The sequence below is a fragment of the Bowdeniella nasicola genome (assembly GCF_001907295.1).
Lineage (GTDB): Bacteria > Actinomycetota > Actinomycetes > Actinomycetales > Actinomycetaceae > Bowdeniella > Bowdeniella nasicola.
On record NZ_MQVR01000080.1, the window covers coordinates 1 to 11660 of the forward strand.

The 11660-nt window shown below is 68.4% G+C and carries 11 protein-coding genes and 1 pseudogene; 5 read left to right on the forward strand and 7 right to left on the reverse strand.

From position 1 onward, the window contains the following. Positions 1-95: 95 nt before the first annotated feature. From BSZ39_RS10830 to BSZ39_RS10850, 5 genes and pseudogenes are all read left to right on the forward strand, one after another. Positions 96-524, forward strand: a pseudogene (locus tag BSZ39_RS10830) (transposase); the annotation flags it as partial. 62 nt (positions 525-586) lie between these two features. Next, entirely contained in the window at positions 587-1426 is an 840-nt protein-coding gene (locus BSZ39_RS10835; RefSeq protein WP_245792502.1) for an SDR family oxidoreductase, read from the forward strand. Beyond that, on the forward strand, positions 1423-2034 hold the full coding sequence (locus BSZ39_RS10840; RefSeq protein ID WP_073717348.1) for a TIGR03085 family metal-binding protein: 612 nt from the start codon (positions 1423-1425) through the stop codon (positions 2032-2034). The genes BSZ39_RS10835 and BSZ39_RS10840 overlap by 4 nt, the downstream gene beginning before the upstream one ends. Positions 2035-2080: 46 nt before the next feature. After that, positions 2081-2617, forward strand: a complete 537-nt coding sequence (locus BSZ39_RS10845) for a hypothetical protein (RefSeq protein WP_073717349.1) — start codon at positions 2081-2083, stop codon at positions 2615-2617. Further along, positions 2617-3387 (forward strand): hypothetical protein, encoded by a 771-nt coding sequence (locus BSZ39_RS10850; RefSeq protein ID WP_073717350.1) that lies wholly within the window; start codon positions 2617-2619, stop codon positions 3385-3387. The genes BSZ39_RS10845 and BSZ39_RS10850 overlap by 1 nt, the downstream gene beginning before the upstream one ends. 24 nt (positions 3388-3411) lie before the next feature. Here BSZ39_RS10850 and BSZ39_RS10855 read toward each other — a convergent pair whose 3' ends face one another. The 7 genes from BSZ39_RS10855 to BSZ39_RS10885 form a co-directional block, all read right to left on the reverse strand. Further along, the gene (locus tag BSZ39_RS10855; RefSeq protein WP_073717351.1) at positions 3412-4701 is read right to left on the reverse strand and encodes a Dyp-type peroxidase; all 1290 of its coding nucleotides are present in this window, start codon (positions 4699-4701) and stop codon (positions 3412-3414) included. Beyond that, positions 4688-5299 carry a copper chaperone PCu(A)C gene (locus tag BSZ39_RS10860; RefSeq protein WP_073717352.1) on the reverse strand — a complete coding sequence of 204 codons (612 nt, stop codon included), beginning with the start codon at positions 5297-5299 and terminating at the stop codon, positions 4688-4690. The genes BSZ39_RS10855 and BSZ39_RS10860 overlap by 14 nt, the downstream gene beginning before the upstream one ends. A gap of 1 nt (position 5300) precedes the next feature. After that, complete coding sequence (locus BSZ39_RS10865; protein ID WP_073717353.1) at positions 5301-5942, reverse strand: copper resistance CopC family protein; 642 nt, start codon at positions 5940-5942, stop codon at positions 5301-5303. Positions 5943-6033: 91 nt separating this feature from the next. Then, positions 6034-6456: a fluoride efflux transporter FluC gene (locus tag BSZ39_RS10870; RefSeq protein WP_083603284.1), complete on the reverse strand. Its 423-nt coding sequence runs from the start codon at positions 6454-6456 to the stop codon at positions 6034-6036. Next, entirely contained in the window at positions 6453-7211 is a 759-nt protein-coding gene (locus tag BSZ39_RS10875; protein ID WP_083603286.1) for a CrcB family protein, read from the reverse strand. The genes BSZ39_RS10870 and BSZ39_RS10875 overlap by 4 nt, the downstream gene beginning before the upstream one ends. A gap of 15 nt (positions 7212-7226) precedes the next feature. Beyond that, positions 7227-8714, reverse strand: a complete 1488-nt coding sequence (locus tag BSZ39_RS10880) for a DUF2079 domain-containing protein (RefSeq protein ID WP_073717355.1) — start codon at positions 8712-8714, stop codon at positions 7227-7229. Further along, complete coding sequence (locus tag BSZ39_RS10885) at positions 8704-11358, reverse strand: lysylphosphatidylglycerol synthase transmembrane domain-containing protein (RefSeq protein ID WP_083603288.1); 2655 nt, start codon at positions 11356-11358, stop codon at positions 8704-8706. The genes BSZ39_RS10880 and BSZ39_RS10885 overlap by 11 nt, the downstream gene beginning before the upstream one ends. Positions 11359-11660: the final 302 nt, after the last annotated feature.

Here is an 11660-nt window from a genome sequence, read left to right on the forward strand (position 1 = left end):
ACCCGAAGGCCTACCCGGCAAAGATTTATCGAACATAGTCATGATAATCACCGTTCCTTCCGACACGGCTTACACAAACTATTTGACACCCCCCCTTGCTGACCGGTGTTGATCTGCTCACCGACAAGCAGGTCGCCCGCCTGGAAGCGCTCTTCGCTGACGAGCAGCATAGCGAGGTCGAGGCCACCTGGGGTATTTACCAACGTCTGGTGGTGGCCTACCGGCAACCTGACAAGAAGTTCGGCCGCTACCTGCTCAACAAGGTCATCGATGACATCAGCACAGGCAATCCCACAGCACTAGTGGAGATACGCAGCCTGGGTCGGACCCTGAACCGGCGCGCCGCTGACGTGCTCGCGTTCTTCGACCGGCCAGGCACCTCCAACGGCCCCACCGAGGCCATCAACGGCCGACTCGAGCACCTCCGCGGTATCGCCCTGGGCTTCCGGAACCTGAGCCACTACATCGCCCGCAGCCTCCTCGAGGCCGGCGGATTCAAACCCCGACTACACCCTCGATTGTGAAGAGCCCCTTTCTGCTCCAGCCAGCATATGTCGGTGGGGCGCGGCTACAGTAAGAGAAAGACATGCGCCGGGTGCGCACGGCGCCCCGCGAATTGTGGCGACAGGAGTCGACGAAAATGGACCTCGGTATTAGTTCGCGCAGCGCCCTCGTCGCGGCGTCGACGTCGGGACTCGGGCGCGCCATCGCTATCGCGCTCGCCGACGAGGGGGTGCGCGTCGTCATCAATGGCCGCACGAATGATCGCGTGGAGGCCGTCGTCGAGGAGATCCGCGAACGTGGCGGCAACGCCGTCGGCATCCCCGCAGACCTCACTGAGGAAGGCACCCCACTCGAACTCGTCAAGCGTGCCCGCGCCGCTGTCGGCGATATCGACATCCTCGTCCTTAACGGTGGCGGGCCGCCGCCGTCCCCGGCGTATGCGGTCGACGACGACGGCGTCAGCGCCGCGGTCGATTCGCTGCTGCGCCCGCACGTCGCCCTCATTAACGCCGTGCTTCCGGGCATGCGCGAGCGGCACTGGGGACGCATTCTCGCGGTTGGTTCCTCTGGCATTCAGGCGCCGCTGCCGGATCTCGCGCTGTCGAATCTCGGTCGCGGGGCGCTCGCTGGCTACCTCAAGACGCTCGCCGCGGAGGTCGCGGCCGAGGGCGTCACCGTGAACCTCATCCTGCCGGGGCGGATCGATACCGACCGCGTGAAGTCGCTCGATACGGCGACGGCAATGCGACTCGGCTCGAGCGCGCAGGAGGTGCGCGACGATGTCATCGCGACGATCCCCGCGGGCCGCTATGGCGATCCGGCCGAATTCGGCCAGGCCGGCGCCTTCTTGTGCAGCGCACCCGCCGCTTACATCACCGGGACGGCGCTGCGCGTCGATGGCGGGGCGGTGCAGTCGCTATGAGTCTTGCACAGCGGGAACGCCACAGCCTGATCGATCTTTTGGGGTCCGTTGGCCCCGACGCGCCTACGCTGTGCGAGGGGTGGACGACGGCGGATCTCGCGGCGCACCTGTTCGTGCGCGAGAATCGCCCGCGCGCGTTGCCCGGCATGTCCGGCGGCAGGTTCCGCGACGTTGCGGAGCGCGAGATGGCGCAGGCTTTCGACGAGCTTGGCTACGAGGGGATCCTCGCGCGGCTCGCGGGTGGCCCGCCGGCGCTGATGCAGGTCGCCGATGCGGCGATGAACACGATCGAGTATTTCGTCCATCACGAAGATGTCCGACGGGCCGGCGTCGTCGATAGCGAGGAGTATGTACGCCCGCTGAGCGAGGCCGACCGTGTCGAGCTCGCCCGCCGCCTCGGCCTGATGGCCGCCGCGGTCCCCGCCCCGGACGCCTTCCCCACCTACCTGCACGCCACCGACCTGCCCGAGCCGCTCACGTGGAAACTGCGCGGTGCCACCGGCCCCGTCGCGCGGCGCGTCGTCGGACCCGTCGGCGAGGTCACGCTGTGGCTGCTGGGCCGATACGATCACGCCCGCGTGAGCGACGACCTTCGTGCCCTGCCCTAGCCCGAGATGCCGCGCGGGCCAGGTGCGCGGCAAGAGAGGTTGACCGATGCGCCCCAAGTCGAAAGCGCGCGTAGCGGCGGCCTCCGCGGCCGTCACCGCCGCCTACCAGCTCCTTCAAAAATACGGCCCCGCGCTATATGAGTACTACAGGTCGAACCCGGAGATGCTCGATCAGGCCAAGCAGTTCGTTGCGCGCGCGAGGAGCGCAGCATCGGGCATGGCGGGTTCGGGCGCGGCCTCGCTCCCGTCGATCACGGAACGCCTGGACCTTTTGCGCCGTCAGTTGGACGATCTTGCGGGGGAGGATGCGAGTGAGGCAGATCGTGAGTTCGCCCGCAGCCAGCGCGCCCACCTGGGGGCTGTCGAAAAGTCGCTGCATACACTGCCGGTCATGGCGGACAAACAGCGTAAAAAGAACCTGCGACGCATTTCGCGCTCGCTCGATGCGAGCGCCGAGCAGATCGTCTCGCACCTGCTCGGGGAGGATATCGCCGACGCCGACGCGGACGCCGCAGCCCGCCAGCCGCGTCGCCGCCCGCGCCTGCCGAAGTCGACGTTTCGCAGCGGCGGAAATCGCAACTGATGCGCCAGTACGCGTTCGTGTGTCGGCCGGCCGATGAGCTGGTCGAGATCGCGCGGGTCTCCCCTCGCGGCGTCAGTCTCGACCTAGAGCTGGCGAAGGAGCAGTGGGAGAGCTATGTCGACGCCCTGAACGAATCGGGCTGGGAGACGATCGAGTTGCCGCACATGGCGGGCCAGGCGGCGGCGACGTTCGTCGAGACGCATGCGATCTCCTATGATCGGCTGCTCATCATGACGCATACCGCGCGCGCCGAGCGCCTCGCGGAGCGGATCTGTATCGCGCAGGCGGGCGCGGCCCGCGGGCTCGAGGTCATATGGACGCCAGCGGACGCCCATCTCGATGGCGGCGACGTCTTGAAATATGGCGGCACCGTGTGGGTCGGGCTCTCGCCGAATACGGATCGCGCAGGCGCGCAGGTCTTGACAGAGCTGCTGGCGACGTATGGCGTGAGCGTGACGACGGTGACGTGCCCTAAGGTCGACTATCTGAAGGAAGCGGTCACGGCGCTGCCCGACGGGACGCTCATCGCCGCCGGAGGCGGGCTGCAGATGTTACAGACGTGCGACCGCGTCCTGCCCGCGCCGGAGCCAACGGGCGCGCGCGTGCTGCTGCTCGGCGGTAACCGGCTCATGCTGCCGGCGTCGGCGCCCCGCACGGCCACGATGCTGCGCGAGCGCGGTTTTGATGTGTTGACGGTGGACCTGTCGGAGTTTGAACGTTTCGGGGCGGGACCGACGAGCCTGTCGGTGCGCGTGCGCGGCGACTGTTAGCGGCGCGGCTGCGCGAACGCCACCTTATTCGCGGCCGAAGAGATCCTCGCCGAGCACTTCCCCGGGCGCAAAACCGCGCGGGATCGCGAACACGGCCGAGCCGATCGGCGTCGTCCACTGATTGAGCAGATCAAGCTCGGCGAGCTGGGCCTGCAGCGGCAGATACTGATGCTGAAGGTCGGCCTGGAACGCAATAAAGACGAGGCCGACGTTCGAAATCTGGCCCGCATCCGGAATTTCGACGTAGTTATAGGGCCGACGCAAGATGCGCTGCGAGCCGTCGTCGGTCCGCGCCCGCCGAATGTGGGCGGCGACGTCGATGATGGGGAAGCCGAGCTCGCCCCTCGCCTCCAGATCCGGCTCGTCGAACTCCTTCTCACCGGTCAGCGGGGCGCCCGTGGCCTGCGTGCGGCCGAGGACGATATCGCGCGCGGGCACGTCTATTTCGTCCCAGCGGTCCAGGTCCATGTGGATACGACGCACGACCATGCTCGAGCCGCCGTCGAGCCAGCGTTCGGAGTCTTTGCGGAAGATGAGGTTCGGCTCCTCGGCCGGATCCGGATTGCGCGTCCCGTCGAGCTGCCCGAAGTGGTTGCGCATCGTGGCGCCGGGGGCCGTGACGCCGGGGGCGTTGCGCGACCCCTGCTGTGTCCAGCGCGGCGTGGCGAAAAACTTCGCCTCCTTTGCGAGGACGCGCGCGGCATGCGTCGCCGTGATCGGATCATCGGAGCAGACCTGGACGACGAGGTCTCCGCCGGTGAATTCGTCGCGGAGTTGGTCGATGGGGTAGGCAGGCAGTTGCGCGAGCCAGGACGGACGCTTATCGGCGATGCCGAGCTTGTCAAACAGCGTCGGGCCGAAGCCGACGGTGACGGTGAGCGATGCCGGCAGGTGCGCGAGCTCGGGCTCGGTGTCGGTGATTGTCGCGGCGCCGGTCGTCAGGCGCTCGATATCTTCCGTCCACAGCCGCATGAGGCGGCGCATTCGGGCAAGGTCCGTCGAGGCGGCAAGGTCGAATGCAGTCAGGACGAGGAAGCCCTGTGGCGACGTGGCGATCCCGGCCTGGTTCACGCCGTGACAATCGACGACGGCATCGCCGAACGCCCCGGCGCCCGCACCGGTTTTATGGCCGACGGACTGCGGCGCGCCGGAGGTCCCCGGGAAGGGAGCGTCGGCGGCGGGCTGCAGGCCCGCGGCCCGCAGGGCACCGACGCCCCACGCGGCAGCGGCGCCGAGGGTCACGCCCCCAGCGCCGATGAGCACGTCCCGCCGGGAGGCGGGTCGCGTCGAAGACTGCTCGTTAGTGTCCGTCATTGTCCTTGTCGTGATCGTGGCCCTCGTGATCGTGACCGTCGTGATCGTGCCCGTCGCCGCCCATTGTGCCTTCGCCGCCGTGATCGTATTCTTCGTTGGCACCGTCGTAGCTGCGGGCCGTCGCGGTGAAGTTGATCGTCTCGCCCCCTTCGATCTTCAGCGTGACCTTGACGTCCTGCCCAGGCTCGATCGGCTTCGGCAGCTGCATGAGCATGAGGTGATCGCCGCCGGGCTTGAGCTCCTTCGACTCGCCCGCCTTGATGACGAACCCGTCCTTCATCTCCTGCATGACCATCTTGCCGTCCTTGCTCACGGTCTCGTGGAGCTCGGACTTGCCGGCGACGTCACTTTCGACGCCGACGACGTGAATGTCCTTGTCGGTCGTGTTCTTGACCGAGCCGAACACGGCCGTCATCTTGCCATCGGTCGCCTTGATCCACATTTCCGTGAACGTCAGATTTGCCGAATCGGCCGGTGCCTCGCTCGCGGCGGCGGACGTGCTCGCGGAGTCGGTGGGCGCGGGGCTGTTCGAGGCGCACCCGGTAAGAACGAGGGCCGCGGTGGCGAGGGGGACCAGGATGATCCGTGCAGAACGCATGCTAATTCCTTCGAAGCTTGAGGATGATCAAGACCATACTAGCGACGATTCCGAGCGCGATGGCGATCAGTGCGGCCCGTGGCAACCCCGCGAAGGTCGAGGAGTTTTCCGCGTCATTATCGCTCGCAGGCGTCGTCGTCGCGGCAGCAGCGGGTTGTTCAGCTGCTGCCGTTGATTCGCTCGATGTCGGCGAATCCTTCGGTGCGGGGGTGGCATTCGGATCGCCGACGCTGAAGGCAATCTTGCCTTGGATACGATGCCCATCCGATGAGACGACGGACCACGCCGCGGCGTACGCGCCGTCGGAAAGTGCCGGCAGGTCATAGGTGGCCTCGCGGCCGCTGATCGCGAGCGGGCCCGTCGCGACCTGCTCATTGTTTGCATTGGTGAGCACGACGGCTGCCGCGTTCGACCCGAGGTCGAGGAGCTCGTTGTTGAACTCGAGGCGCAGCGTCGTCGGGGCCGTATCGAGCTGTTCGCCCTCGCTCGGCGACGAGTTCACGAGGACGTCGTGCGCGCGGGCGACGGGCGCCGTCAGGGCAGCGATGAACATGACGATGGCGAGGATCGCGGTGATGCGGCAAACCCACGCGGAGCGGCGGGTGGTGTCGGGGGCGCCTACGGCGCAAGAAACGGGCAACATAGTGGTCTTTCGTCGGGAATAACCCCAGCCTAGCGGGACTTTTGGCCCAGAACGAACGACCTTCCGCCGGGTGTGCGAGTGGTAACGCCGATTAAAGCCGGAGGCCGATTGCATAGCCCGCGGCGCACGCCAGGAGCGAACAACCGAGGGTGAGCAGCAGGAGAGCGACGGCCGCGATGCGGGCACGGCGCTGCCAGCGGGAGACGACGTCGAGGATTGCGGTCGAGAACGTCGTAAACGAGCCGCACAGGCCGACGCCCGCGATGAGGAAGAGCGTCGGGTCGAGGCAGGCGCCGGCGAGCAGGCCGAGGAGGAGCGAGCCGACGACGTTGACGAGGGCGATGCCGAGCGGGCCGGGGCGGCGGCGCCGGATCGTGGTGTCAAGGGCGACGCGGGACATCCCGCCGACGGCGGCGGCGAGGGCGAAGGCGACGGCAGTCGCGACGCTAGCCGAGGAGGCGACGCTGGTCGCGGCGGCGTAACCGGTTGCGGTCGAGAGGCTGGCGACGCTCATGGCTGCGTCCCTGTCCCGGGTGCGGCCGACGTGTCCGCCTCGGGTGCGGCCGACGTGTCCGCCTCGGGCGCAGGTCGCGGTGACGAGGCCCGTGCAGGTGTGGACGGGGCTGCGGTCGCGCTCGCCAAGGGCCGACGACGCAAGACGGTTCTAGTCACGACGATGGCGAGCACGGCGGCGCCCAGGCCGCAGGCGAAGTCGAGGCCGAGCTGCTGGGCGGCGCTCGCGAGCGAGGTGGACGTGACGGCGTCGAGCATGATCGTCGAATACGTGGTGAGGCCGCCGCACAGCCCCGCGCCGAGGAGGATCCGCAGGTCGGAGCGTCGCTGCTCGGAGAGCTGCTGCCCCGCACGATGCTGCTCGTCCCGATGCTCGGAATGCTCCCGGCCGACTAGCTGCTGCTCGTCCCGAGGCGTGGAGGGTTCCTGCTCAGACCTCGCCAAGCGCGAATCCGAGTCTGCGGCGGCGGGGTGGACAGTGGTGAGCGCGAGCGCGGTGAGCAGGCAGGCGAGTAGGGCCGTGCCGAGAGTATTGGCCAGCAGCGAGGAACCGAGGGCGTAGCGCTGGCTCGCGCCGATCGCTGCTCCGAGGCCGACGAGCGCCAGCGTGCGAGCCGAAAGGCGCGGTAGGGAAGCGGGGACTGCCTCGCCCGCGGGCACGTGCGCGCGCGTAGGCGTACGCGAGTGCTCGCCCACATGCGCGCGTGAACTTTCGGGTTGCTGCTGCGGTGTGGGCTCGGGGTCGCAGGCTGGCATCGGCTGTACCTGTCGCTAGGGCTGACGCTGCGCGACCCGCAGCCCGTCGCGATCCAGCACCGTCTCGTAGCGGCCCCCGTACGTCCGTTCCGCCCACTCCGCCACGTCAGTCACCGCCCGCGAGAACCGCGAGGAGTGCGCGTCGAGCACCACAAAGTCCGGCGAAATCCCGCGCTCGGCCACCCAGTAGACGCGGGCTACCGGCACGAGCCGCACCATGAGCGTGAGGTCGGAGACGACGTCGGGCTTGCCGGGCGTCTCCGTTGGATTCGACGTGCCAGGCGCGGCCGCGATGAGGTCCACGACGCGGCCGGCCGTCTCCAGCCGCGCACCCGTCGTCGTACCCGCCACCCGGGTCTCCTCCGAGCACGACGCCAGCCGCTTGAGCGGCAACTCCTTGAAAACGATCAACGACGACGCCAGCGCGAGCACCGTCCCGAAGGCGAGCAGGCGGCGCGTCGCCTGCCCGAACAAGCCGTCCTCGCTCATGCCATACCGCCTAGCCGCGTCGACGATCGCCGCGAGCAGCATCGGCGCGAGGATGACGTCGTAATGCCAGCCGATCCACCAGTAAAACTCGACGTTGCCGACGAACCGCCAGGCGAGCGTCGGCATAATCAGCAAGAACAGCGGAGAGGCGAGGCCGATCGCACCCGCGGTGAGGATCAGCAGGCCGACGAGCAGCCACTTGCTCGCGGGCAGCAGCACGTCGAGCACGCCGCCGCCGTCGATCCGGCCGGTGTAGTCGTAGCGGCCCGCGGGGTTGAGTGCCGGTAGCAGGACGGTGATCGTGAGGAGGAACCAGAGCGCGCCCCAGCCGATGAGGAACACCCCGGCGCGACGCAGCTGGGTGCGCAGCGCTCCCGGCATGCTAGCCGCATCGCCCCCGAGGTAGCGCAGCGGCAGGTACGTGCGCGCGAGCATGATGGCGCCGAACAGCGCGACGGTGATGCCGAGGTCCTCTTTGACGAACACGAGCCCGGCCATCCACGCGGCCGCGGCGACGGGCCGTTCAGCGAGATAGGCCGTCAGCGCGAGCGCGAGGAGTGGGACGGCGAAGGCGATCTCGTGGAACTGGGAGGCGACGGCGGTCTGCGTCGGCCAGCCGAGCCCGAGGACGATACCGATGCCCGACGCCGTCCACAGCGGGATGAGGCGCGCGAGGCGCGTCGTGAACAGCCCCGCCGCGAGCGCAAACAGCGCATTTTGCACGACGAGCAAGGTCAGGGCCGACGGGAAGAGCTGGTAGATCGGCCCGAGCAGGAACAGAATCGGGTGGAAATGGTCGCCGAGCAGGTTGAAACCGTCGCCCTTAATGGGGACGATCGGCGCGCGCAGGTGCGCATAGGCGTCGGCGAGCTGCGTGAAGATCCCGAGGTCCCAGCTGGGGGTCGATAGCGTGCGCCACTGGCACAGCGAGATCGCGGTGGCGAGGCCGAAGCTGGCAAGAGCGATCGCGAGGCCGGCCAGGTGGGCGCGGTACGTCGAGGTCTTAAATGGCATCGTGCTTTTCGAGGTAGCGCAGGGCGGCCCAGCCGAGCGGGACGCGGCCCCAGAACGTGAGGAGGCGGTAGATCACCGTCGTCGACAGGGCGGTCGCATACGGGATGCCGGCGAGCGCGAGGCCGGAGGTGAGGGCGACCTCGACGGGGCCGACGCCGCCCGGGGAAGGCACGACGCTGCCCGCGGAGTTGGAGATCAGGAACGTGATCGCGAGCGTGATCGGCGAGAGCGTATAGCCGAACGCGAGCAGCGCGAACCCGAAGGCCGCGACGTACCCGATCGTCATGATGATGTTGCCAGCGATGGCGATCGCGAGGCGACGCGGGTTGCCGACGGCCCACAGGACGCGCGGCCAGATCTGCTTGAGCGTCGGGCCGGTCTTCTCCCACACCCACGTACGCACCTGCGGGAAGACGAACGCGAGCGCGGCGACCGCGAGGATACCGACGACGGTGAGGACCGTCGGCAGCTGGGGGAGCGAGATCGAGCCCGCGGAGCCGGATCCGAGGGCGACGATGAACAGCAGCGCGACGGTGATGACGAAGCGGGAGACCTGCGTGAGGGCGACGGTGGCGCCCGCGAGCGCGGTCGGGACGCGCGCCTTGGTGAGGAAGCGCAGGTCCATCGCGGCGGGGCCGATGCCGGCGGGCGCGACGAGGGAGACGATGGAGGCGGCGACCTGGACGAGGGTGGTGCGCCAGACGCCGATCTTTTCGGGGGTGAACGCGACGAGCCCGATCGCCGAGCCGACGTAGGTCAGCAGGCCGCACGTGAAGGACGCGACCATCCACCACGGGTTCGCACCTCTGACCGCGTCGATGACGTCGGAGATCTGCAGCGACCCCATGACAACGATGATGGCTGCGACGCCGATGATGACCATGAGAAGCGTGCGTACGGAGAAGCGCTCGAGGCGGATGGGCGTGGCGGCGGTATCGGAGTCGGACGTGAGGGCCTCGCGCAGGTCGGCGAGCAGGTCGCGATGCTGGCGGAGCTGGCCGCGCGTGTGGGCGGGCAGCGCCGCTTTTTGCAGGAGCGGCGTAACGGATTGGAGCGTGGTGTCGCCGACGACATCGCGCGCGACGGCAAGCGCCCGCTCGGGTCCGACGTGCACGGCGGTCATCGTGAGCAGCTGTGCGAGGTCGATGCGCCGCACGAGGTCGGAGGCCGCGATCTCGCCGTCCTCCCACTGCAGCAGCCACGGCTGGCCGTCGTCGTCGATGACCGTCGCGCGGTCGGTGATGGCGTGGTGGGCGAGGCCGACGCGGTGCGCGGCGGACAGTTGGCGCCACAGGTCGGCGATCATCTCGTCAGTGATGTCGCCGTCGGGAATATCGGCGAGCTCGCGCGCGGGCGGGGCGGGGTCGATCGGGATGATGATCGAGGATTCGACCTGGGCGGCGCTGCGGGCGGTGACGGTGCGGACCCCGGCGGCGCGCGCCTCGTGGTTCATGAGCAGGGCGCGCTCGGCGGTTTCCTTGACGCTCGGTGCCCAGCGGCGCTCGAGGCCGCGGTTGCGGATCGCGTCCCACATGTTCGACAGGACGCCGAGCACCTGCTGTTCGGTGTCGAGGACGATGACGTCGACGCGCTCGGTGAGGGCCGCGTCGGTCCAGATGACGAACGCGCGATGGGCGGCGCCGCGGTAGGTGGTGGGGACCTCGGAGGTGACGCGCTCGCGCAGCGCGTCGATATCGGTGAGCGGATCGGGCACGACGGCATCCCCGTCGATCGCGAGCGTCGTCACGTGCTCGCTGGACTCCGCATCGGCCTCCGGATCGGAGCTCGCGTCGATGGACTCCGTCGGCAGAATGTACCCCTCGACATGCCCGACGGGGGCCGTCGACGTGACGTCCCAGGCCGCGAGATTATCGACCTCATCGAGACGCATGACGAGGTGCGGGTCGAGCCCGGCGCGGCGCAGGCCCGCGATGAGCGCGGAGCCCCACGCGCGGCCGGAGCGCACGCCCGCGAAATAGCAGACGGCATAGGCGACGGCGCGCCCGAGAAGCAGCGCGGTGAGGACTCCCGGCAGGGTCTGGTCGCCCTGGATGACGGCGAGGACGAGGACGAACGTCAGGGCGTACCACGACGCGCGGGCCGTCTTCGAGCTGGTGCCCGCCGACGCGGTCGTGAGGATCGCCGCGAGCGTCGCGATATACGTCGACAGCACGATGCGCGGGCCCAGCAGCGTCGGCTGCGACAGCGCGGTGAGCAGCGCGCTCGGCCCGGAGCTTTGCAGCAGATAGACCGCCAGCTGCGTGAGCAGCGCCGCGAGCAGCCCCGCACCCGCGATGAGGATCGTCGTGCGCCACCGGCGTCGAATGAGCGTCGCGATCATGATCGCGATCGGCACGAGCGTCGCGACGAGGCCCTGCAGCACGTTGACCGGCACGAGCAGGATCTGCCGCGCGGTTTTCGCGACGGCGGAGGCGACGTCCTCAGTCACGCCCGTCGTCGTGCCATGCGCATAGACCGCGAGCAGGAGGACAAGCCCGATGCCGGCGACCGATAGGATCGCGTTCAGGGCGTCTTGGGGCCGCCGAATAATGAGGTCGGGGGAGTCGATGAGCTTGACCGGATGCCGAGGAATTCGCGGCGTGGCGTAGCCGGGGCTCCCCCCAGCAGCGGTCGGCATGCTCATGGAGCGAGTCTACGACGCACAGCCTCATCCTGCGTTAATCGACGAATACGGGCTCCGACGTGAAGAGGCTAATCGGCACCCATGTGCCGCCGCGATAATCCACGAGGAAGAAGGCCGTGTTCTGGCTGTGTCGGCTCCGACCCTCGATGACTTTGCCGTGTTTTCCGACCCAAAGATGCAGATCGGTCGCTTCGGTGATCTCAACCGAGAGTTGAGTCCCTCATAGTGGTGTAGCGGGGTGGTCGTGCTGGACAGCAGGGCGGTCACCGCGTGATCCTCGAGTTCATCTTCTACAACTCACT